This window comes from Mediterraneibacter agrestimuris, from assembly GCF_943193195.1.
GTDB classification, from domain to species: Bacteria; Bacillota; Clostridia; order Lachnospirales; family Lachnospiraceae; genus Schaedlerella; species Schaedlerella agrestimuris.
This window is the reverse complement of the sequence record NZ_CALPDG010000023.1, coordinates 1-23,658: the sequence shown is the minus strand read 5'-3', so window position 1 is coordinate 23,658 and position 23,658 is coordinate 1. Positions and strand designations below refer to the sequence as shown.

Annotated in this window: 20 protein-coding genes, 8 tRNA genes, 1 pseudogene and 1 riboswitch; of the genes and pseudogenes, 4 read left to right on the top strand and 25 right to left on the bottom strand. The window is 42.3% G+C overall.

Translation table 11 applies throughout. The features are described 5' to 3' along the window. Window positions 1-13: 13 nt before the first annotated feature. From NFS18_RS11670 to NFS18_RS11660, 3 genes are all read right to left on the bottom strand, one after another. The gene (locus NFS18_RS11670) at window positions 14-358 is read right to left on the bottom strand and encodes a hydrogenase maturation nickel metallochaperone HypA (RefSeq protein WP_251390294.1); all 345 of its coding nucleotides are present in this window, start codon (window positions 356-358) and stop codon (window positions 14-16) included. Window positions 359-571: 213 nt separating this feature from the next. Beyond that, window positions 572-3,268: an FAD-dependent oxidoreductase gene (locus NFS18_RS11665; RefSeq protein WP_251390292.1), complete on the bottom strand. Its 2,697-nt coding sequence runs from the start codon at window positions 3,266-3,268 to the stop codon at window positions 572-574. Window positions 3,269-3,680: 412 nt separating this feature from the next. Then, complete coding sequence (locus NFS18_RS11660; RefSeq protein WP_251390290.1) at window positions 3,681-4,361, bottom strand: alpha-L-rhamnosidase-related protein; 681 nt, start codon at window positions 4,359-4,361, stop codon at window positions 3,681-3,683. Between the two features lie 94 nt (window positions 4,362-4,455). On the opposite strand from NFS18_RS11660, the gene NFS18_RS11655 reads away from it, so the two are divergent. Together NFS18_RS11655 and NFS18_RS11650 are read left to right on the top strand one after the other, a co-directional pair. After that, the gene (locus NFS18_RS11655; protein WP_251390288.1) at window positions 4,456-4,926 is read left to right on the top strand and encodes a pyridoxamine 5'-phosphate oxidase family protein; all 471 of its coding nucleotides are present in this window, start codon (window positions 4,456-4,458) and stop codon (window positions 4,924-4,926) included. A gap of 143 nt (window positions 4,927-5,069) precedes the next feature. Continuing rightward, window positions 5,070-5,435: pseudogene (locus tag NFS18_RS11650) on the top strand (MobA/MobL family protein); the annotation flags it as partial. Here the strand turns inward: NFS18_RS11650 and NFS18_RS11645 are convergent. Then, on the bottom strand, window positions 5,390-5,725 hold the full coding sequence (locus tag NFS18_RS11645; RefSeq protein ID WP_251390286.1) for a cyclic nucleotide-binding domain-containing protein: 336 nt from the start codon (window positions 5,723-5,725) through the stop codon (window positions 5,390-5,392). The pseudogene NFS18_RS11650 and the gene NFS18_RS11645 sit on opposite strands and share 46 nt — an antisense overlap. A gap of 204 nt (window positions 5,726-5,929) precedes the next feature. On the opposite strand from NFS18_RS11645, the gene NFS18_RS11640 reads away from it, so the two are divergent. Next, the gene (locus NFS18_RS11640; RefSeq protein WP_251390284.1) at window positions 5,930-6,628 is read left to right on the top strand and encodes a FadR/GntR family transcriptional regulator; all 699 of its coding nucleotides are present in this window, start codon (window positions 5,930-5,932) and stop codon (window positions 6,626-6,628) included. Window positions 6,629-6,688: 60 nt separating this feature from the next. Then, window positions 6,689-7,576 carry an RluA family pseudouridine synthase gene (locus NFS18_RS11635; RefSeq protein WP_251390282.1) on the top strand — a complete coding sequence of 296 codons (888 nt, stop codon included), beginning with the start codon at window positions 6,689-6,691 and terminating at the stop codon, window positions 7,574-7,576. 27 nt (window positions 7,577-7,603) lie between these two features. Here the strand turns inward: NFS18_RS11635 and NFS18_RS11630 are convergent, their stop codons facing one another. From NFS18_RS11630 to NFS18_RS11530, 21 genes are all read right to left on the bottom strand, one after another. Then, window positions 7,604-8,404, bottom strand: coding sequence for an ABC transporter permease (locus NFS18_RS11630; protein WP_251390280.1), 801 nt, complete (start codon window positions 8,402-8,404; stop codon window positions 7,604-7,606). Beyond that, entirely contained in the window at window positions 8,397-9,215 is an 819-nt protein-coding gene (locus tag NFS18_RS11625; protein ID WP_251390278.1) for an ABC transporter ATP-binding protein, read from the bottom strand. The genes NFS18_RS11630 and NFS18_RS11625 overlap by 8 nt, the downstream gene beginning before the upstream one ends. 204 nt (window positions 9,216-9,419) lie before the next feature. After that, window positions 9,420-11,000, bottom strand: coding sequence for a glucose-6-phosphate isomerase (locus NFS18_RS11620; protein WP_251390276.1), 1,581 nt, complete (start codon window positions 10,998-11,000; stop codon window positions 9,420-9,422). Window positions 11,001-11,123: 123 nt separating this feature from the next. Beyond that, the gene (locus tag NFS18_RS11615) at window positions 11,124-11,594 is read right to left on the bottom strand and encodes a YolD-like family protein (protein WP_251390274.1); all 471 of its coding nucleotides are present in this window, start codon (window positions 11,592-11,594) and stop codon (window positions 11,124-11,126) included. Between the two features lie 3 nt (window positions 11,595-11,597). Next, on the bottom strand, window positions 11,598-13,124 hold the full coding sequence (locus NFS18_RS11610) for a Y-family DNA polymerase (RefSeq protein ID WP_251390272.1): 1,527 nt from the start codon (window positions 13,122-13,124) through the stop codon (window positions 11,598-11,600). Window positions 13,125-13,471: 347 nt separating this feature from the next. Further along, window positions 13,472-13,555 (bottom strand) — tRNA-Leu (locus NFS18_RS11605). Window positions 13,556-13,569: 14 nt separating this feature from the next. Further along, window positions 13,570-13,642, bottom strand: a tRNA-Val gene (locus NFS18_RS11600). A 35-nt stretch (window positions 13,643-13,677) separates the two neighbouring features. Next, a tRNA-Asp gene (locus NFS18_RS11595) sits at window positions 13,678-13,751 on the bottom strand. 61 nt (window positions 13,752-13,812) lie between these two features. Continuing rightward, window positions 13,813-13,886, bottom strand: a tRNA-Ile gene (locus NFS18_RS11590). A gap of 28 nt (window positions 13,887-13,914) precedes the next feature. Then, window positions 13,915-13,987 (bottom strand) — tRNA-Thr (locus NFS18_RS11585). 101 nt (window positions 13,988-14,088) lie between these two features. Then, a tRNA-Glu gene (locus tag NFS18_RS11580) sits at window positions 14,089-14,160 on the bottom strand. A gap of 184 nt (window positions 14,161-14,344) precedes the next feature. Further along, window positions 14,345-14,917: a hypothetical protein gene (locus tag NFS18_RS11575; RefSeq protein WP_331477667.1), complete on the bottom strand. Its 573-nt coding sequence runs from the start codon at window positions 14,915-14,917 to the stop codon at window positions 14,345-14,347. Beyond that, window positions 14,883-15,290 (bottom strand): DUF4430 domain-containing protein, encoded by a 408-nt coding sequence (locus NFS18_RS11570; protein WP_251390269.1) that lies wholly within the window; start codon window positions 15,288-15,290, stop codon window positions 14,883-14,885. Before NFS18_RS11570 ends, NFS18_RS11575 begins: the two co-directional genes overlap by 35 nt. 119 nt (window positions 15,291-15,409) lie before the next feature. Continuing rightward, window positions 15,410-15,582, bottom strand: a riboswitch (cobalamin riboswitch). Window positions 15,583-16,030: 448 nt separating this feature from the next. Next, window positions 16,031-16,095, bottom strand: a tRNA-Asn gene (locus NFS18_RS11565). 106 nt (window positions 16,096-16,201) lie between these two features. Then, window positions 16,202-17,950: a DUF262 domain-containing protein gene (locus NFS18_RS11560; RefSeq protein ID WP_251390267.1), complete on the bottom strand. Its 1,749-nt coding sequence runs from the start codon at window positions 17,948-17,950 to the stop codon at window positions 16,202-16,204. 102 nt (window positions 17,951-18,052) lie between these two features. Next, a complete protein-coding gene (locus NFS18_RS11555; protein ID WP_251390265.1) occupies window positions 18,053-19,279 on the bottom strand; it encodes an ATP-binding protein in 1,227 nt (408 codons plus the stop codon). Between the two features lie 374 nt (window positions 19,280-19,653). Further along, a tRNA-Asn gene (locus NFS18_RS11550) sits at window positions 19,654-19,719 on the bottom strand. 114 nt (window positions 19,720-19,833) lie between these two features. After that, window positions 19,834-21,447 carry a recombinase family protein gene (locus NFS18_RS11545; RefSeq protein ID WP_251390263.1) on the bottom strand — a complete coding sequence of 538 codons (1,614 nt, stop codon included), beginning with the start codon at window positions 21,445-21,447 and terminating at the stop codon, window positions 19,834-19,836. A 171-nt stretch (window positions 21,448-21,618) separates the two neighbouring features. Next, on the bottom strand, window positions 21,619-21,804 hold the full coding sequence (locus tag NFS18_RS11540) for a hypothetical protein (RefSeq protein WP_251390261.1): 186 nt from the start codon (window positions 21,802-21,804) through the stop codon (window positions 21,619-21,621). Between the two features lie 572 nt (window positions 21,805-22,376). Continuing rightward, on the bottom strand, window positions 22,377-22,802 hold the full coding sequence (locus NFS18_RS11535) for an RNA polymerase sigma factor (protein ID WP_251390259.1): 426 nt from the start codon (window positions 22,800-22,802) through the stop codon (window positions 22,377-22,379). Window positions 22,803-23,278: 476 nt separating this feature from the next. Further along, window positions 23,279-23,623, bottom strand: coding sequence for a helix-turn-helix domain-containing protein (locus NFS18_RS11530; RefSeq protein WP_331477673.1), 345 nt, complete (start codon window positions 23,621-23,623; stop codon window positions 23,279-23,281). Between the last annotated feature and the right edge of the window lie 35 nt (window positions 23,624-23,658).

The following is a 23,658-nucleotide window of genomic DNA, read 5'->3' as shown; positions in this document are numbered from 1 at the left end:
GAAAAACTTGTAACTACTGTGCTTCTATCTCTTTAATATTACACTCATCACCTGCTGCCAGATAAGTCTTCCCACTGTGGCAGTAAGGACACTCTCGCCCGTACTGCACCGTGGGATAGGTCTGGCTGCAGTCTTCACAATAGGTCACTGCCGAGAGCATTTCGTATTTCAGTTCTGCCTCTTCGATCAGCGGGAACTTCTTCCGGTAATACGCCCAGCAGTCCATAAGATACTCTGGAACAATCGTACTGACTTCACCGATTTCCAATGTCACGGAACCAATCTTGGACAGCTGGTTCTCTTCTGCAATACCGTGCAATGCTTTGTTAATATGTACGATGATTCCAAGTTCATGCATCTGTATATCCTCCGTTGGATCTTCTTTCTTTAATAGTAACAGTTCAGTCTTCCAGCTGCACTGTTACTGAATCCGCCCTATTTTAAATTCACCTACGGTGAAAGGGCGGATTCTTTTTTCCATCACGCTTTTTTACGGACTTTACAGCAAGTGCAAAGTCCTACGCTGAACTGTTACTTTTCATAACAATTCATTTTTTATCAGAATTGCTTTTTATTTCTTCTTGTTTAGCTTAATCTTGATCGCCCGTTTTGCAGCATATGGAAGGATACCTTTCAGTTTATCCTCCGCAGGCCGCATCCGGCTTGCCTCCGGCAGGTCTCGGCTTAAATGGATCGCATCAAATTCACACCGTGTGGTACACAGTCCACAGCCGATACATTTATTCTCATCTACAACAGTCGCTCCGCAGCCAAGACATCTTTTCGCCTCGGTGCGAATCTGTTCTTCTGTAAATGTTGAGCGCAGATCACGGAATGTCTGTGCAGCCACTCCTGCTTTTTTACCCGGAATCTGACGTTTTGCATTGTCAAATTCTTCGATATCCAAATTGTTTTTATTTAATTCAACAAATTTCCGCAAATCTCTTGCCAGTGTCAGGGAATGACCTTCATGTACAAAACGATGAATTGATACGCAACCTTCCTTTCCCGCTGCGATCGCATCAATTGCAAACTTCGGTCCGGTATAAATATCTCCTCCTGCGAAGATGTCCGGATCTGCGGTCTGATAGGTCACAGGATCTGCCTTCACCGTTTGGTTAGGGTTCAATTCCACAGCCGTACCTTCCAAAAGATTTCCCCACTGAATACTCTGCCCTATAGATAGGAATACATTTTCACATTCCAGAGTGATACAGTCATTCTCATCATAAACCGGACGGAAACGATGATTCTCATCAAACACAGAAACACACTTCTTCAGGACGATGCCTTTGACTTTCCTATTCTCCAGCAGGATTTCCTTCGGTCCCCAACTATTCCGTATCTGAATGCCTTCCTCTTCCGCCTCTAAAATCTCGTCCTTTGCCGCCGGCATCTCTTCTCTCGTCTCCAGAACAACCATAGATACCTCGCCGGAGCCCGCACGAAGTGCGGTTCTTGCCACATCGATCGCCACGTTACCTCCGCCGATGACAATACTGCGTCCTTCCACTTTCGCTTCCGCTTCATTCAGATTAACATTTTTAAGAAACTCCACTCCGGTCACAACACCTTCGCCATCTTCCCCCGGAATGTCCGCCATACGACCACCCTGTGCGCCGATCGCCAAATAAAATGCTTTATATCCCTGATCGCGGAGCTTTTGGATCGTAATATCTTTGCCAATCTCCACATTGTATCGGAACTCGATTCCCATTGCACGAAGTACATCAATCTCTGCTTCGATGATGTCCTTTTCCAAACGATAAGACGGAATGCCATTCATCAGCATACCTCCGGCTCTGGATTCTTTCTCAAAAATAGTTACCGGATATCCCTTAGTCCTCAAATAGTATGCCGCCGACATTCCTGCCGGTCCCGCTCCGATGACCGCGATCTTCTGTTCAAACATCTCGCCCACATGATTCTCGCACTTCGGTATGTAACGATTCTCCGCTTTTAACTCCTGTTCAGCAATAAACTTCTTGATCTCATCTATTGCCACTGCCTGATCAATGGTTCCTCTTGTACATGCGTCCTCACAGCGTCTGTTGCAGATCGCACCGCAGACTGCAGGGAATGGATTCTCATGCTTGATCAGCTTCAGAGCTTCCATGTATCTGCCTTCTCCCGCCATCTTCACATATCCCTGTACCGGAAGATGTGCCGGACATGCCGTCTTACACGGAGCAGTTCCAGTATCATAGCAGTTAATCTTGGCACTGTCACGGTAATTTCTGTCCCACTTATCCGGTCCCCATTTCTCTGTGTCCGGAAGAAGCGCCTTGGGATACTGAATCTCACCGTTCTTTGTACAAAGCTTCTGCCCCAGCTTTGCCGCGCCTACCGGACAAACCTCTACGCACTGTCCGCAGGCAACACATTTGTCTTTCTCCACATGTGCACGGTATGCAGAACGGGACATGTTCGGCGTATTAAAGAGCTGTGAAGTACGCAGACCATTACAGACTCCCGGAGCACAGTTGCAGATTGCAAAAATCTTATCCTCACCGTCAATATTTGTAATCTGGTGTACGAATCCATTTTCCTCAGAGCGTTCCAGGATTTCCATCACTTCATCAAAGTCAATGTATCTTCCCTTATTCGTCTCCACCAGATAATCTGCCATATCTCCTACACCAATACACAGATCTCCTTCAATCTCTCCGCAGCCTTCTCCTCGCACTCTCTGTTGACGGCGGCAGGAACATGCGCCTACTGCGTATTTATCCTGATACTTTTTCAGCCAGTGTGAAATGTGCTCTACACTTGCCGACTGCTGCTGCGCCGGAATAGCCTTCTCTACCGGAATGACGTGCATGCCGATTCCAGAACCTCCAAGAGGCACCATCGGCGTCACCTTTTCCAGAGGCAGACGGGACATATTCTCGAAGAAATCTGCAATGATCGGGTGTTCCTCCACCTGCTTCTCATTCATCATCATAAATTCTGCACATCCCGGTACAAACATCGGCAGTACATACTGTTTATGATGATCTGCATTCTCCCAGTTATACTCGATCATACCAATGACGGACATCTCCTGCAAAAGCTCTTCCACACGTTTCATATCCTTGCCGCTCTTTTTCGCGATTTCTTCCAGAGTCATTGGCTTACGCACCTTCATTGCAAGACAGACCTCCGCCATCTCATCTGTAAGAACTTCTGCCAGTCCCCAATACTCCGGATCGTTGACGGTGACCTTTACACCGATTCGGTCTGTGATCATCTGTCCAAGCTTTAGAATTAACGTTCTTTCTTCTGCCATTTCTCCACTTCCTTTCCTCTTATTTTTCTTCATGCAAGCTCCAATTTCTCATATTCTCTTTTGTCTTTTCTTGGTTGAACCAAGATATTTTCGGAACTGTTATATTTCAAGTTTATTCTTTTTTAATAAATTCGTCAATTCCTTTTTGCCAAATATTTAACATAATCTTCTCTTTTTGCCTGAGCTTTATATTTTTGCTTGTATATATCTGGTTCAACCAGATCCAACCATCCATAATGTAAGAGTTTCCGGCAGGTCAATCATATCCCGCTTTTCAACAGTTAGTTATGTTAAGTGATTATTTTGATATGACTTTAGATGAATTTGTAAAAGATATTGACGTTCAAGAAACCATAAGGGTAAAAAAGAAGATGCCATCTGTTTCCTGTGACAGCATCTTCTTTTTCTGTTTTTAAAATTTCCACACTCCAGCTCCGACAATTTCACTTCTGCCATCCGGCAGAACTACTTCCGCCCGCACATTTGCAGGAATTTCCACATGATATCTGACAATTCCATTCTCATACACCCATCCGCTCACAATCTTACCCACCGGAGACTGGTAGCTTGCTTCCACATGTTCCAACAGTGGATGCGGGTGAGGATTGATCTGCACCTGTCCGTTTACTAATCGGATACCACAGACATCGGAAAAGAGCCAGCCGCATACAGCTCCATATGAATAATGATTCAGAGAGGCTTTCACTTCTCCTTTTTCATTAATGCCGTCCCAGTTCTCCCAGATGGTTGTCGCACCTTTCTTTACAGCATAAAGCCATCCCGGCATGGTTTCCTGCAGCAAGAGACGATAAGCGGTCTCTGTATAATCATATTCTGTCAGCACTTTACACAATGCCGGAGTAGAGAGAAATCCCGTATTCAAGTAGTAATCGTTATCCACAACCATCTGATTCAGTTTTCCTGCAGCCTGTTTCTTTTCCTCTTCGTTCAACAGATCAAATGCAATTGCACGCACATATTCTGCCTGTCTGTCGGAGTGGATCACCCCCTCTTTTGCGGCAATGAAATGAAAAGCTTTCGCTGCCTTTTCCGCAGTTTCCCTGTAATCACTACCCCTTTGTGGATTTGCCACCCGGAAATCTTTTCAGAAAGCGTATTCCATTTAGCAAGTTAAAGCTGTATAATAGAGCCAGCGACAAATCAGGATTGATAGGAGAAAAGAAACTATGCGAAGAAAAGATAGAGAGATTACCAACATTGATAGAATCGAGAAAATTATTGCGTCAACAAGATATATGCATTTGGGAATGTTTGACGGTGAATTTCCTTATATTGTACCATTGCATTATGGCTATCAAATGGAAAAGGGGAAGCTGACATTTTATGTGCATTGTGCGAAAGAAGGACACAAACTGGAGTGCCTCAAAGAAAACAGGAATGTATTTGTAGAAATTGACAGAGGTGAATCGCTTATTACAGCGGATATGCCTTGCAAATATGGAGCAGCGTATGAGAGCGTTATGTGTCGAGGTAAAGCAATAATGATTGAGGACATAAAAGAAAAATGTAAAGCACTTAGTGTTCTTATGAAAGTACAGACTGGAGAAGAACATGAGATCAACGATAAGATGGCAAGTGCAGTAAATGTGGTTAAGATTGACATTGAATCCTATACTGCCAAAGCCTGTATCAGATAATAGACAACTTCCGGTTTGTCGAATTGACAGGCCATCAAAAAACTAAATATCTTCCGCTTACCAGCGGCACACCCAAGCAGGAAATCTGAAAAGGTATCCTGCTTTTTCTATGCCCGGAATCCGGGAGGAAGGAGGGCGTACACTTGCCATGCCCGCACTGTAAAATCACCATCATCAAGCGGAGCAACAATGAATCCGCTGTTTCTGCCGCCGCCTACCAGAGCGGCGAGAGACTGTTCTCTGAATACGACCAGCAACAGAAATACTATCCCTACAAGAACGAAGTCACCCACAAAGAAATCCTGCTCCCGCCCCATGCGCCGCCGGAGTATGCAGACCGCAACACTTTATGGAACTCTGCCGAAGCGCAGGAAAAACAATGGAACTCCCAGCTTGCCCGGAGGTTCGTGCTTGCCATCCCAAGGGAAATCCCGCCGGGACAATACGCCGACCTTATCCGTGACTACTGCCGGGAGTTTTTTGTTTCCAAAGGCATGATAGCCGACTTTTGAATAGAATAGTTTGGTATATCAGCAATACATTCAAATTCTCCCAAAAATCTTCCTGGGTGAAATTCTTTGAATCTGTATGTCTTGCCCTGAATCTGCATATCAATCCCGGCAGCCTTTCCCTTCAAAAGCAGATACACATATCTGCAGGGAGTACCTGCATAGATAAAATTACAGTCCTTTTCAACTTCCAACAGCCTCATCATATCTTTGATTTCCTGCGGACAGCCAGAAAACACTTTTTTTACATATTCTCGTTCTTTGCTAGGTAATAAATTTAAGATTTCCATGGAATCATCCCTTCTCCCGTATTGTACTTGATTTCTGTTTTTTACATTAACGACAGGTGTCTGGATTTTCAACTTTTTTACTATTTGCATAAATACATCATGCCCTTTTTGTCTAATTTGTATAATTAATAATTTTTATATCACTTGCATTTTCATTCACCCTCACTTAAAATGATTTACATAAAGCAGCGAAAGGAGCCGCCTATGGAATTTAAGAAAATCAGTTCCCCGACATTAAAGGAGTTATTTGTTACAGAAATTGAATCCATGATACTTTCCGGAGAGCTTTCCATCGGTGAAAAGCTCCCGCCTGAGCGTGACCTCGCCAGACAGATGCAGATTTCCCGCTCTGTAGTCAATGATGGAATCGTGGATCTGGCGAACCGCGGATTTTTGAATATCATTCCCCGGCAGGGAACTTACGTTGCAGACTATAAGAAACATAGCACGGTTGATATTCTAATTGCAATTATGAAAAACGGCAGTATTACCGAGGATTACATTCACTCTGTACTGGACATACGGCGAATCTGCATGGACTACGCACTGGAACGGGCGGTTCCCGTTATGACAGGGGAAAACCTTCAGGAATTACAGATTGTCTACATGGCATTTCAAGAAAAGACACTCCCCCGGGAATGGGCAGAGCTGATGTATGAATTTGATCATCTGCTCACTGTATTTTCAGGAAATATCCTGCTGCCGATTTTATTTTCCTCATTCAAGATTCCAAATGTCATGCTGCTGGAACGATATTTTAAACTGTATGGATTGGAACCGATGGATAAGAGAAATGCACTTCTGCTTGATGCCATCAAGCAAAGAGATATTACAAAGGCAAAAGAAGCTGTAGGCTCGTCTATTCAGGAAACCATCAGCGGAGAAACTAAAATTTATTATTAATCAATAAGTGTAATAGGACATTTACTTGTCCTATTTTTATGAAAATATTTTGGAGAGTTTATGAACCGGACACTTACTTATAAAATCACAAAAATTGACGAGGGATTACGCATTGAACAATACTTGCGCCGCCGCGGCTATTCTCGTCAAAATCTGACGGAACTAAAGAAAATGCACAAAAGCGTACTGGTAAACGGTGTCTGGTACTATCTCACCCAGACATTGTCCGCCGGAGACGAACTGGTCATTCGGATTCAGGAAGAACAGGTTTCGGAAAAGATACCGCCCACAGATATTCCTTTAAACATTCTCTATGAGGATGAAGACATCCTTGTTGTCAATAAGCCTGCCGGGCTGCCAATCCATCCTTCTATGAACAACTATCATCATTCACTGGCAAATGCATGCGCATACTATTACCAGCAGCAGAACAAGCCATTTATTTTCCGCTGCACCAACCGGCTGGACCGGGACACATCCGGCATAACCGTTATAGCAAAGCACATGGTCAGTTCCAACATCCTGTCTTCTTATGCATATAAACATACAGTTAACCGGGAATATCTGGCAATCGTAAGAGGCAGTGTCACCCCTTCCTCCGGGACGATCGATGCTCCCCTCTCCCGCAGACCTGGTTCAGTCATTGAACGTGCCGTAGATTTTGAACGTGGGGAATGCGCCGTAACTCATTATAAAGTCATAGAAGAAAAAAACGGGCACAGCCTTGTCTCCCTTTATCTGGAAACAGGACGCACCCATCAGATTCGTATTCATATGAAATATCTCGGCTTTCCGCTGATCGGTGACTATCTATACAATCCCGACATGGAATTTATCAGCCGTCAGGCGCTGCATTCTCATACGCTGCGATTTGCTCATCCGATCACCGGGGAGCAAATGGAATTCACCGCGCCATTGCCGGAAGATATGAAAAGCGTACTGGAATAATCTCCGTACGCTTTTCCATTTCTCATTCTATATATGCATATCTTTTTTACAAAAAACGCCAATCGCAGAGCCAAACAGCAAAACTGCCCCCATAAACAATACCGCTGCTCCAAAGATTGCCGCTCTTTCTCCTTCCACAACACCTGCCGCGTCAAAAAGTGTAAAGAACGTAAAGTATTTCACCTTTTCTGCTTTTTCGCCTGTATTTGCCAACATCTGAAGCACATACGTCAATGCCGGAATTCCTGCGCCGACAGCAATGCTATATTTCGTATCCGAAAAAGCACAGGACGCAAAGAAACAAATACTTCCGATAAACAAATGCAGACAAAGAAGCGCTGTATTCAGTTTCAGTAACTCCGGCACGGCCAGTTCGCCGGGAAAGCTGACTCGGGCGGCAACCACTTCCAATCCCGTGATGTAGAGTACAAGAAGCACAATGCCGCTCAACATCACGGAGAGTTGTGTCATTGCAATCGTTCTACGTTTTACCGGAGCTGCCAGAAGCGTCACCATGGAACCTCTGTCTACATATTTCGCTACCAGTCCATTTCCCCGAAGAATACAGAACAGCATCGGAAATACAAGCAAAATAAATCCATAAAGGTAAGAAATCATAAATCCTATCAAGCTTGTAGAACCGGCGCTCATCCCGACCGCAGCCATCACTTCCGGCATGATATCATAAAAGCTGTCCAGTGTCTCCACCATTTCCGGGTCGTACATACTAATAATAATAGTTACATAGAGGGTGACAATAGCAGCAAAAATCAGCAATACTTTTACACTGCCTTTCATTTCTCGTTTATATAAAGCCAGATTAATCATTTTGTCCGCCTCCATAGTAATCCATAAAAATAGTTTCCAGACTCTGCTTCGCAGAAACTGTAACCTTTACCCCGTCACGGGAACCTTCAAAGTCTTTTGCAAATGCCTTTGCTTTCTCCTCTGTGTCCAGCATTACCGTATAAGTATGCATATGTCTCTCCCTAAGTTTCTCTACAAAGTCAACGTTCACAAGTTTACCGTTACGGATAATTCCGATCCGGTCACAGGTACGCTCCACTTCCTCAAACATATGACTGGATAGCAGAACCGTCTTGCCCCGTTTCTTTTCTTCGGCGATCAGCTCAATAAAGCGATTCTGCATCAATGGATCCAGTCCACTGGTAGGCTCGTCCAAAATCAGAATATCAGGATCATGCATAAACGCGGCGGCAATTCCCAACTTCTGTTTCATACCCTTACTCATCTTCTTAATTTTCCCTTTCGGATCAAGCTCAAACCGATCCAGCATTTCCTGCATCCTATTATCTCTGTCCAGTTTCCGGTAGTCTGCCGCGAATTTTAAAAATTCTCTGCCGCTCATATCCTCAAAAAAACTGATCTCCCCCGGTATATAGCCCAGCTGCTTCTGAATCTCATCATGTTTTTTCCAGCAATCCATCTCGTTTATCCGGCATTCTCCAGATCTTGGTCTGATAAATCCCATCAGATGACGGATGGTTGTTGTTTTTCCTGCTCCGTTCGGTCCCAAGAATCCGAAAATTTCTCCTCTTTCCACTTCAAAAGATACATCGAAAATTCCTTTTCCCAAGCCATAGTCCCGTGTCAGATTTTGTATACTGATTACACCCATTGCACTCCTCCCGCCTATAGTAATATGAACCATACCCAAAACAGTCCGCAGGACTGTTTTGGGTATGCCCAGCAATAAAAAAACCTCTGCCCACTACGGTCTCACGCAGTGAGCAGAGGGCTTGTATATACTTATATTCATCACACATTCTTACAGACTTTGCAGTAAATGCAAAGTTCTATGCTGAACTGCTGCCTTATATCGTTAGATATTCAGCAAATCGCTGTATACTTTCAGCGCTCCGTCTGTTTCATGTGCCAGTACACGTTTTGCAAGTACCTTGCCAAGCTGTACGCCTTCCTGGTCAAAGCTGTTTACATTCCATACAAATCCCTGGAACATAATCTTATTCTCAAAGTGTGCCAGAAGTGCACCCAGTGCTTTCGGATTTAGCTGCTCACCGATAATGATGCTGGACGGACGTCCGCCTTCAAACTTCTTATTCAGATTCTCATCATCCTTACCACATGCAAATGCAACAATCTGAGCCACGACATTTGCACAGAGCTTCTGCTGACTTGTACTATCCTCAATGACAACATCTGTACCGATCTGGCTGTTCTTAAATCCAACGAACTGAATCGGCACGATGTCTGTTCCCTGATGTAAAAGCTGATAGAAGGAGTGCTGTCCGTTTGTTCCCGGCTCACCAAAAAGAACAGGACCTGTCACATAATTCACTGGTTCGCCAAAGCGGTTGACAGACTTTCCGTTGGACTCCATATCTGCCTGCTGCAAATGTGCCGGAAAACGGCTTAATGCCTGCGAATACGGCAGTACGGCAGTTGCCGGATAACCAAGTACATTTCTCTCATACACGCCGATCAGCGCATCCAGCATGGAGGGATTCTGGAGCAGGTCTTCATTCGCTGCCAGCTTATCTTCCTCTGCCGCTCCTTCCAGGAACTGTGCAAATACTTCAGGTCCGAATGCCAGTGACAGAACTGCTCCGCCGACTGCGGAAGTGGAGGAGAAACGTCCTCCGATATAGTCATCCATAAAGAATGCCGCTAAGTAATCATCACTCTTAGCCAGAGGAGATGTCTCGCTCGTTACTGCGATCATATGCTTAGATGCATCCAGCCCCGCGTTCTTTAAAGCATCTTTTACGAAAGACTCGTTTGTGAGTGTCTCCAGTGTGGTACCTGACTTAGATACCAATACGAAAATAGAATGTGCAACATCAATAGACGCAAGTACTGCTGCCGCATCATCTGGATCTACATTGCTGATGAACTTGGCTTCCATTTTGAATGTATCGTTTTTCTTTGCCCAATTCTCAAGAGCCAGATACATTGCGCGAGGACCAAGGTCGCTTCCGCCGATGCCGATCTGGACAACGGTTGTGAACTTCTCTCCTGCTGCATTGGTAATTTCACCCGTATGTACCTTCTTAGAAAAAGCAGCAATCTTCTCCTGCTGTTCTACATAAAATGCACGCTTGTCCACACCGTCTGCCATAACAGTATCTCCGAGCTGTCCGCGTGTCAGCTGATGAAGTACAAGGCGCTTTTCACCTGTATTGATCATTTCACCGTTATACAATGCTTTATACTTCTCAAGCAGTTGTGCTTCGTCCGCCAGTTTCCCAAGCACTGAGAGTACTTTCTCATCTACCTGTTTTGCAGCATAGTTGTATACAAGACCTGCTGCCATCGGAACACTGTACGCTTTGACACGTGCTGCTCCGTCCTCGCCGGACATCTCCTCTGCAAGATTTACATGCTCAACTTCTGCAAGTTCTCCATAAGAAGCAAGACTATCAAAATTCTTCCATTCAATCATTTTTGACCCTCTCCTTAACTTTTTTATAAAATCAACTAAACTGATTATACCTTGAATTACTTGAAAATTCAATCATATCAGAGGATAAAATCGCCTGCGGCGAGGCACAAATGCTTGTAAACTTCACTGTATTGGGCCGTAAATGCGCAGTTTATGCGCATTTCGACTGTGAACAGTAACCTCTCCTGTCATCTTTAGAATATCTTTGATTGGTATCTGTGAACCATCTAACAGTACAATCCGCTGTCCGTACTCATCGATCCGTTTCACGTTTCCCGTAACCGTAACATAACTCCCTCCGGTTTTCTTCGTATCCTGAAGAAAATACGTAAAAGACACCTGTGGATATTCTCCCATATGTTCCCGCAGAATCTGCAGCTTCTCATCCAGCTCCCGTCTCATTTCTTCTGATAAATCAATCTTCTTATCTGTCACTCTGGCCGCCTCTTTCACTTCATCATCATATCCGGTCAATGCGGCAAACGGTGAAAATTGAGCAGCACGGTCTGATAGTGACATATGGGGTCTTGTTTTGGATTGATGATAGGGCAGATTAATAATATCGTCATACTGATGTGTCACTTGAATCTTCATATTCTATGCCTTGTGTCCTCCAATCTGTTTATTCCGGTCCATGGCTGTTGCCCCTTCCTGATAACTCATCCCTTTTAAAATCGCATTTTTCCCATGCTTTTTCTTGATACTGAGCAATGCCTTCTGGATATTTTTTTCCCGTTCTAAAGCCGCCTCTTTTTCAGCCTTCTGTCTGGATGCCTCTTCATAGTCCGTAAATAAATCCATCTGCTCATATTCCGGTGTCCTGACAACTTCTGATTCACTTACTACCCTGTTAGCAAATATAGAAATTCTCCGTATCAATAGTTTCCTATTCACAATCCTGTCATAAAGACAAGAAACCGCCTCTAACAGCAGCCTAGATGAGGAAGTCTGTGTCACCAGATTTTCCGTTCCGCGGGCATGTTTTGGAATGCCCCTTCCGTACCGGTCCACTGTAATTTCTCCCTGATACAGAGCCCGCCGGTTCGGATCTGTCAGATTCTCAATATCATATCCCACAGTCAGCACAATCTGGTCTGTCACAAGCCCTTTATCCACCAGGTCAAGAGAAAGACTGTCCATCATCTCACGCACTACGATTCTGGCTTTTTCAAAAGAATATGGATACTGCAGCACCTGCCCTGCGCCAACGCTGTTTGTACTTGGCTTATATGCCTTAATATCAGCCATTCTGCAAGGTTCCCATCCCCAGGCATGGTCGATAAGAAGCTCTGCATTGATTCCGAATAATTGATAGAGCAGATCTTCGCTGTAATACTCTCCTTCTTTTCCAATGGAGCACCTTGCAATATCCCCCATTGTGTAAAGTCCAGCCGCTTCCAGCTTCTTTGCATAGCCCTTTCCGACTCTCCAAAAATCAGTCAATGGTCTGTGATTCCACAACAGCTTACGATATGTCATTTCATTTAATCTGGCAAGGCGGGCGCCATTCACATCTGCCTCCATATGCTTCGCTACAATGTCCATCGCAATCTTACACAGATACAGATTCGTTCCAATTCCCGCTGTTGCAGTGATTCCGGTTGTCTCATAGACATCCTGAATCATCTTTTTTGCCAGCTCTTCTGCTGTCATCCGATAAGTTTTTAAATATGCGCCGGCATCAATCAGAACCTCATCTATCGAATAGACATGTATATCCTCCGGTGCAATATATTTCAGGTAAATATGATATATCTGCGTACTGATTTCCATATATTTTGCCATCCGCGGAGGCGCTGTGATAAAATCAACTGCATACTCCGGATGCTCCTGTAATTCAACAGAGTCACAGGACTTCCCAAGAAACTCCCTTCCTGGTGCGGACTTTATACGGGACGCATTTGCCATTCGTACTTTTTGCACAACCTCAAACAGCCTTGGTCTTCCTGGAATCTGATATTGCTTCAAAGCTGGAGAAATTGCAAGGCATATGGTCTTCTCCGTCCGGCTTCTATCTGCAACAACAAGGTTCGTTGTCATCGGATCTAATCCCCGTTCCCGGCACTCTACAGAGGCATAGAAAGATTTTAAATCTATGGCTATATAACAATATTCCTGTTCCATTTTATGCCTCCTTCATTTTATAATAACTCAAGCAAGTGCAAAGTCCTACGCTGAACTGTTAACATAATTCCATTCAAACTATAGTATATCATTTACAAACTTTCAAGTAATACTCACAATTTTACATTTAATGTAAGCAAGAAAGAAAAGGCAGTTACTATCAAGTAATTATTGGCACTTTTTTCACACAGATTTTCCATAATCACCTGCGCCATTCAGACTCATGCCAGGTGTCCCATAGGGATTGACATGAGTCTTACCCTGTGCCTTTTTCGTAATGCTGCCATTTTAATAGCAAAAAATGCCTCAAGCCCTTTATTTCAAGGATTTGAAGCACTTTGACTTACTGCCGCAGACCGGACTTGAACCGGTACGGGATTGCTCCCGAAGGATTTTAAGTCCTTTGCGTCTGCCTATTCCGCCACTGCGGCATATGAAATTGTTATGGGGCCTACAGGGCTCGAACCTGTGACCCTCTGCTTGTAAGGCAGATGCTCTCCCAGCTGAGCTAAGACCCCATAATAAAATGCACTCTCATAAAGTGAAAATGCAACGACCCAGAAGAGACTCGAACTCTCGACCTCCGCCGTGACAGGGCGGCGCTCTAACCAACTGAGCCACTGGGCCAAATAAATTTATATGCGCTTCCAATTCGTAAATATAAGCGCTTGGAAATATCTTAGAAAAATGGACCTTCGGGGACTCGAACCCAGGACCGATCGGTTATGAGCCGATTGCTCTAACCAACTGAGCTAAAGGTCCATATAATCTCTGTCCCTTTTAGGAACAAAGCCGATGATCGGACTCGAACCGATAACCTGCTGATTACAAATCAGCTGCTCTGCCAATTGAGCCACATCGGCATATTTAAACTACCTTGCAGAGCCTCTGATTTGTAATCACCACTCTGCCTGCGATTGACGTGGTCAATCTTAACGAATTGATCCACATCAGTAAACTCTAATGACTCCAACGGGAATCGAACCCGTGTTACCGCCGTGAAAGGGCGATGTCTTAACCGCTTGACCATGGAGCCGTATAAATATGATTCAAATTGCTATTATCTTAACAGCGATTTAAATCATATCATACATTTCTCCATTTGGCAAGCATTTTTCATAATTTTTCAATTATCAATTTTTCAATTATTTTTGTAACTATTCAGCCATACACAAATCTACAAAAACGGATTGGTAAACTTATTTACAACAAAACGTTTTTTACAGGTGTATATGGTGCTTTTCCATTTGTTTTTCCATTCCATAGTACATTTTATAAAGTACTGAATATATTGGTCTGAACAGAATTAAAATAATAATAAAATTTCCCACCCCATGCAAAATATCATAAGGTATTCCACGAATCCACCATGTGATCCCTGCACCAATCCCGCCTGCTATGAGATAAGGTATAGAGCAGAGTGCCCCATAAATCAATCCAAAGAAGCCTCCTGTTACCGCCCAAAAAACTGAGCTGTCATTTTTTCGGAAAGCACATACGATTATGTATAATATGGTCCATACATATAAGTACATAAACCACCAGATACCAAACCCGTAAATCAATCCTTCCAACAATGCAAACGTATAAATAATCACAAGTGTTTTTCTTTTAAATACAAGCGTATAGACAATCACAAACAATGATACCAGTTCAATATTCGGCAATATAGCAAGCGCCACCTGTAAGACAAGTAAAAGCGCTGAAAACATTCCGCAGATTACGATATCTCTGATTGTAAATGTACTTTCTGTCTTTTTATTTATCAATTGTGTATTTGATTTCAAATTCATCACCATCCACTGCCGGCTGCTCGGACACACCAAACTCACAGTACTCGCCGTTTACAGAAAATCCCCAGTATGCTCCATCGTCTGCATACACGGCTTTTTCCCCGTTTACTGTATTGATCATCATTCCAAAATCTCCGTCATCGCCTTCAAAAGAAAGTCCCTGTTCCTCTGCGTCTTCCATCACACCCAACAGATATTCTGCTTCCGTACTTACTTCATAAGTAGTTTCTTCTCCTGCCTTGTTGACAACAGTGATATTCACTTGTTTCTTACCTTCTTCCGTACCTGGTCTTGTAAAATAATACACCCCTCCGAGTGCTGCAACTACTACTACAAATACAATGACTGCAATGAATGTTTTTTTGTTTTTCATAGCTTTGTTTTCTCCTTTTCATATGTTCAGTATCGTACAAATGTAAAAAGAAGACACTGTTAATACAGAGTCTTCCCCATTTCACTTTATCTTTGATGCCTATCCTATTTCTCACCCAAAATAGAATCGTTCCATTGTTAAAGTATCCTGACTTGCAGTTCAGCCTCCGAACACCTTCTCATCCTGACGGACAATGGTTGTTGTTCTTCGTCCCTGCTTACAGTAGGGGTAAGCCTGTACCAGATTTTCACTGGTTTCCTTATTTGTACTTTACAAGTATACTATATTTTCTTTTATTTGCATATCCTTTTTTGGATATTTCTGAATGGATATTTTTGAAACTCTATTTTAACGCCCCTGTCTTTTAGATTTACCATATAGTCAAGACCTTATATCTCCAGCCGGCTCTTTATCTATCTCAACCAATTACTCTAATGTATATGTGAACGTCAATTCTGCATTCTTTCTGTCTAAATTGATACTCTAAACCACCGTAAAACCAACCCTCCATTATGTCTGAAGCTGATTTGTGTACTGTAGTGCTTCCCTGCAATGTTGTTTACAATATCTACCTGAATTTTCGTCATTCCTGTTGCTATGAAGAAATCAATATCGCTAAAGTATTTTAATATGATTCGATATAGCGGCTTATATAGCAGACACCAAAAGTAGATACAAAACTTTATCGCGCTATCCTAAAAAAAGACCTGCAAACAAAATGTTTACAGATCTTCAAACTCCCCCTGTTGGACTCGAACCAACGACAACTCGGTTAACAGCCGAGTGCTCTACCGACGGGTGCGCTCGCACACCGAAATATTTGTAACGAATACTTTTTATTTCTGTAAAATTCAAAGTCCTATACCGTCTTTCTTTTCCTCTAACATTTATTCTCTTCTTTTAACCACTCTCTACTCCCTTTCAAGAATTTTGTGATAATATATATCTGCCATGTTTTCCGCCCTCACAAGAACATCCTCTTCTGTCCAAGATATATGCTCATCAATAAAATACTTAACCCAATCATAATTAGATTCAGAATAATATTTTTGTTTCTTATCAGTATAATTAGCTTGACTTGCATTATTATTCAATTTAATTTCCAACAAAATTAAATTTCCAATATTCAACGCCCTTTCTCCAGAACTTTCAGGAAGTATATGTTCAATGCTACCGTTATCTGGAAAAATATCTTCCTTTCCCTTTGAAAAATAACAATACATCTTATTAATAATATATTTGACTTTCATATTATCTGGTGTATCTTGCTTTGAATACTTAAAGTGGATAAATTTATTTTTAAAATCATTATATGATGGATATTGTTTATCTAATTTATTCTTTAATTCTTCTATGCATTTATCCACCTGCTCTTTTGTCTGGCATTTTCTTAATTTTCTAGCAGAGCTTGCATAAGGAGAATCTACCACATTAGCTCTTCTTGAAAGTACAGCATTATAAATAAAGTGAAATCCTTCTAAATACTGAACTAAGTTTTTAAATTTATTCATTGAAATAAGTCCGCGATCTTTAATCTCAAAAACAGCCATTAATATAATCCTAATCTGTACAATATTAAATTTATCTGATAAATAATCGAGACTTTGAACTAACCAAAAGTACTGCTTTTTATTTTGATAATCTCCTCTGGAAGAATTAACAATTTGCATATAATATTTTGCGTTCTTTTCTACGCCTTTTAGAAACTCTTTATATGTCTCATCATTGGCAGGTTTAATTTCATTCATAAATTTTTCATATAACTTTTTTTCTGAACTTTGCGAATATTTTGAAACCCAATAATGTCTAAAAAATGTAGCCATTCCAACGGTCTCGTTTCCGCTATACAAAATATCTTTTATTTTATTCCAAGTAACATCTGCAAAATCTGCTGGCTCCGTAGTTATTGCTATTGAAAATATCTGATTCTTAATTAAGTCAACACTCGCCAATCGCTTCCCCTTCGCATTTAATATCTCAAAAATAGAATTTGCGTCTTTCCGTTCTGCTGTTGAAATTATAACAACAAGACTTTTAAGTACTTGATCTCTAAGTGCTTTTAAAATATCTTCATAAGTAATATTATCTACATAGCTTTTCCCATGTAATTTACATAGACTACTCCTTAAACTATTTTCAGATGTTCTTTGATATAAATATTCAAAAGTTTCTTGTATACAAATTTCTTCTTCTGAATTTGCTTCCTCTTTTATCTCCTTTTTTATATCTTGAATATAGTATGAGAAAAAAGGATAATGTGTCTTACTTTGTAAAATTCTAACTAAGTCACCATTGTCATCTTCCGTCATAATATATTGAAAAATACGTTTGCTCAACTTATCATTCCCTATTTCACGAAAATGATCTGAAATAGCGGAAAACAATATTGTTATAATTGTTAACCTCTGTTGACCATCCACAACATCTAAAGTCTGACCAGCCATCTCTAAGTTTCCGATAAAAAGCATAGTCCCCAAAAAATACGGTCTATCAAAGATTTTGCCATTTGCATCTATATTTAAGCAGTCAAGCATATCATCAAAAAATTCTTGATAATTTCTTCTTTCCCATGAGTATTCCCTCTGGAATCTTGGAATTGAAAATTGGCATCGTGATGATAATAATTGAGTTATCGTCATTGTACTTGGCTTTATATCCATACTTCATTCCTCACTCCTCTTCTAAATGCACTACAAATTTACTATTGCTACGGTTTATTTTCGCTCATTATTCGGCTCATCAATCAGCTCATTATCGGCTCATTAATCGATTCTTTTTCGTTCATAATATGAACTCCTGCCAGCACCCTTTTGCTCCAAAATTCCCACTTCACATAATCTTTTGATATAACGTTTCGTCGTTGCCACTGATTTTCCTAATAAATCACGACCTATTGCGTTGGTGATTATAGAATTATCTTCCAGATATTTCAATATCGCAGCCATGCGAACTTGTTCTTCTTGTGACAACTTTTCTAGTGGCATATTAGACAGCGTTTCTTTTCCGTATTTTTCTTTTAATAATTTACTATATTGCTCACAAGGTTTACACAATACCATAACTCCCCTAGAGTTAGCATCAATATCCGGATAAGGAGCCTTTTCCTTTTCACATACCTCCATAATCTTATCAAATCCTCTTCCCCAAGATTCAATCTCCCCAGCTTTATAGAAAACATCTGCCATTTTAGGATTGTACGGTATTGAAGAATGCTTCTTATATATTTCATCCACAGGCAAATTTTCAGGCCATTTTCCATCATTCCAAACATATATTTTATCTTCATAAACGCTAATCTGAATGGGAATTCCTGTACTATAATCTTTATGATTAATGGCATTCAGCAAGATCTCACGAAATCCCTCCATTGGAAACAGATATGTTTCTATTCTCTGTAAACCCTCGTAATCAATTAAAGCCTTCATATACTTGGTATAAATTAACTCCATCGCTTTATCCGCTTGTAAAATTAAAGGTCCATGAATTTCATCTTGATACCTTAAATCAGAATCAGAATCTCCAAAATATCCAATTTTTATATACGCGCCTGTTACCCATTTTTCCGGATCAGGATGAAACATTAAAATTGCCGCCCGTATCAAATTTTCTCCCTCAAATAATTTTAAATTCTCTAACAATAATTTGTCATTGACCTCTGCTGCAATTTTACTTAACCGCTTTTTATAAACAGATTTTTTTCTGAATTCCTGCAACGCTTCCTTACTTAGAGCATCTGCTGTTTCTCCTGGTATTGGCACATTATCCCATGTTTTCCCTTGCCTTTCGTAAAGGAATTTTAATAATTCTATTCCCTTTATTTCCTGCATGGTACTACCGCTGCGATAGTAATATTTCCCTCTATAATTAACCGGAAACGGATAACTATCAACAATAAGTATTCCGCCCTGTGCATTGGCATATCCACATATCCATTTCAAATATTCATCTTTCCAAATTTCCTTCCATTCAACGCCTTGATGCTCTGACATTTTTCTTTCCTGCTTTCACTCATATGATTATTTTTATATTATAGTCTATTCTCATCCTATCTTCAATTAATTAATGAAAAAAAGAAACCCCGTATAAATTTAGTACAAGATTTCTTTAAGTGGAAAGCTACGGCTCTACCTTGGCTTTTGTGCATCCCGTATATATTTTTTCTTTTATAAATATTCTATGTTACCATTCCTGCTTTATATAGGCTAGAATGTAAATCTGCCATTTCTAACAAATGTAACTATTTCATTGAGCAATCAAGGATTACCTTTCTCGGTTAACAGCACATTGCTTTCCAGAATCCTTCTCTCCCATCTAAGGTATGAAAAAGTCCTGCAAACGCTGATGTTTACAGGACTTTTCAAACTCCCCCTGTTGGACTCGAACCAACGACAACTCGGTTAACAGCCGAGTGCTCTACCACGCGAGGCGGTTACATACCGAAAAATGTATCCGGCATTTTTCGCCTCGAATGATCCTGTGGGGGACATTATTACGATTACATACCGGGTTATGTCGGCTAATAGTATCTTTGGAGTTCCACCCTTCAGACCGCAACTGTGTTTTTCCAGAAATCTCCGTTATTCCATTCTGTGCAGAACTGCTGATATGTCATATTCAGCTCCACGGAGATCTGGTAATCCCTGCCTACTTCGATCCGCTTGAACAGGTAGCACGCGATCATCTTCTTCTGCTCCAGTGTTGCGGTGTCAAATTCCTCTGCCCATGACTTAAACTGATTATATGCAGGTGTGATCAGATCGATGCCCTGTTTCTTCTGCGCCTCTTCCTCTTTAAGCTTTGCAAGCTCCCGCTCACCATTTGCAATATTCTCTTTCACTGTCCGAAGAACCTGCGTCAGATCTTCCGGTGAGTACACGCTTTCGCCAGTCAGTGTTTTTGCAATCTCGAGCTGCAGTTTTGTCAGCTGCTCCCGGCTCTTTCCAAGGTCATGTTCAAGCTGTGTCTGTCTCGCCTTATTTCCTGCTATCTGCCGTTTCAGTAAAGCCTGTAACGTTTCCTCTTCCGGCGCGCCGCTCATACAGCTGAATATCTGACGGATGATCTGGCATATGATTTCATCCACCCGGTCCGCCTGATATGTAGTCTGACCGTCACACTTGCAGAGCTTACGGCTTTTGTGGTAACAGGAATATTTAATCTGATCCACGGAATACTCAGAGCCGTCCACTCTTGTATAATGATCCCGATACCGGATCGTCGTCAGACGTCCGCCGCAGTGTGCGCAGAAAATATTCCCGGAGAGCATTGCTTGCCCTTTCGTCTGTAAGGCGATGTGGCGTTTCTCCTCATTCGCGTTGTTCCGCTGTTCCAGGATCTCCAGGATCTGTACATAAGTTTCATCACTGCGGATCCGCAGCGCCTGCAATGCCTCTGTGGATGTTCCGTCATCCAGATATCCGCAGTAGAAACGGTCCTTTAAGATGCGGTTGACAATGGTGCTCGTAAATTTACCGCCTGTATGCGTCTTATATCCATTCTCATTAAGATATCTTGAAAGTCTGTGAGAACCATACCCTTTATGGATCGTCATATCATCTATCATATGTAAGACTTCGCTCTCCACAGCATCGACCGCATATTTTTTGATGGGAATTCCCTTTCGGTTCACCAGTCCGCTGTCTATGAGATGGTAGCCGTACTTTACAGGACCACCTGTGTACAATCCATCTTCTATCATCTGCTGCATCTTGCTCTTGATCCTCATGGAAGTCTTTTCGCTTTCTCCTGACGCCTGCCAAAACCGCAGGTAATTCATCAGCTTGTCCACATGGCTGTCAAACCTCTGCTGTCCTTCCATGACGCTCCAGACCTGTATCCCGTGCTTAGCGAACCACTCCACCACGAAAGGCGTCTCGTCATCGATCCTGCCGATCCGGTCAAACATGAACACCAGAAGGATATCAAACTCGTCCTTCAGGGCTGCCTCCTTTAATTCCTGGATTGCATCCCTGTCATCAGCTGACACCTTATATCCGGAAATACCTTTCTCCGAATACTCTTTTACGATCGTCCAGTCCGGCTTGCTGCTGGCAAAATCCCAGCACGCTGTTTTCTGCATTGGAATATCATTCTCATTCTTGTCTACCTGTTTCTTTGTAGATACTCTGTAAAGACAAATAACCCGTTGTAATTTCATAACGCTTCCTCCGTACATCACTTCATTTGTACGGAATTGCGTTGCCTGATCTCTTTTCGGTTTTCAAGGTTCCTGCCGTGGAATATATCTCTCCCGACACATTCATTATACCGCGAAAAGCACGCCGCTTCAATGCGCGGTTCCAACAAAGCAAGCGCAATTCTGTAAGTTTCATAGCGACTGTGCATAAGCGGAGATCCCCTGCTGAAAGCGTTCCTCATATGCTTCTGTCAGGATATCCCGTACCTTTGTCCTGACATCCTGGTCTGCATTTCTGCTGAATCTTACCAGCACCGCAGAATCATTGATCCTTAACTGGAACCCGGAAATCTCACCGTTCTTATTGTCTCCTGCCATTAACTCCTCCTTCCATATATAAGAAAAAAACAGCTGCACAGTGTTGTCTGGTTATTGTGATCCATTTCCTGCTGCACAGCTGTCTTATATTCTTCTCCAAAAACTCTGTCACTTTTGCCACGCCCCCTGACAGCAGGGATACCACAGGCTGCGGCCGGCCCGCCGCATCATAGCCCCACCTGTGCCGCCGCTTTGCCGGAGCTTGCGCACACTGCAGGAACTTCCCTTCCAGTCTGTGAGGGATCGTGAGAAAGTATCATTATCCCCTGTGCCTGTCACCGCGTCCGGCGTGCCGCAGCCGGATCGACAGATCACGCTGCCCGCTCAGACAGTCCTGCTGCCATCACCTCCCGGTGGACTGTCTTTCTTCGCGACGCTCTGTCTTCGCTCAGAGCACAGGTAACGTACCTGTGGTATCGTATATGAAGTTGTCAAGGTGCGCCGGGGAAGCCGGGAATACCACCCTTATGGTCAGAAGATTTTCCTTTGAACGATCCATCCACTGTCAGGCATTTCCATATAGGCTGTCCTCCTATTATTCAGTACAAATACGGGGTTCGTTTTCGGGTTTTTTACAAACTTTTTTTCATAATTTTTTCCAGCCTCCGAAGTCCTCTCTTGATACTTTCATGGACTGTACTTACCGAAGTCCCCTCCATTTTTGCAATGTCTGACTGCTTTATGCCAAGAATGTAATGTGCATACACTCTCTTCCTCTGTTTTTCAGTAAGCTGATCAAGCGCGGCATAGAGCTTTTCTTCTTCTATATTCTTCTCTATGATCTCCTGGACAGAAGGAACATGGTGACGCATCTCCCTTTCAATGTTGTCGCCGCAATCCAGAGAAAAATATGCTTTGTACCGGTATGTACGGATCCGGTAAGCAGTATCTCCCCGTCTGAATTCCATCAGGACTTCCACAATCTCGTCCGGCAGTGAAACAACATAGTCTTCTTTATATATTTCCGGGTAAAATTCCCGCAGATTGATTTCTCTCATGATAATCCTCCGATCTTGATTTTTTGATTGAACCGAAAATCAAAATTGAAGGCGGGGACCGGCAGCGTATACGCCAACTGGGAAGAGGATCTTCTTCCCTGAATATAAAAAGAGGCGCCTGCCAACAGACAGACGCACACTCATACTGACCACTTCTGCAATTTGCAGAAAACGAAAAACTTATGTCATTTTTTGTCGAATGGAAAAGCCCTGTAATCCTCAGCTGAATTACAGGGCCGCTATAAGAATATACCCGGTGTTTCCGGGGCCGAACTTCCGGCTTTCTCTCCATCCACTATGGTCTCCCTCCACGAAGGAGAACCTATGGACGTTTTATTGTCAACCTCCTTCTGTATGGGGAGAGCATACGTGGAAATCTTCTATTCTTTTTCCCGAAGTGTCCATATTCTTCCAAAGTACACTGAAACTCTGCTGTATTTTGCAAAAGAAGCGCGGACTGATATTGCCGCGCTTCTTCACACCTCGAATTTATAACCGACACCATAGACACTTTTTATATAATCGGGTATATCCGGGGCAATCTTTAATTTTTTCCGCAAATTACTCACATGGTTGTTAACAGCCTTACGGGAATAAAATGTATAATCTTCATGCCAGACCAAATCCATGATCATTTCATAGGTAAAGACACGTTTCGGATGCATGATCAGGAGCGCAAGGATATCAAATTCTTTTGCCGTCAACTTAACTATTTGATTGCTGACTTTTACTATTCTATTCTCTAAACAGAAATACAAATTTAATATTTGTATTTCTGTCAGACTGTAGACAAAGTTGGTGCTGGAGAAGAACTCCAGCACCACTTTTCGATAAAATCTATTTTTTCTTTTGTCTC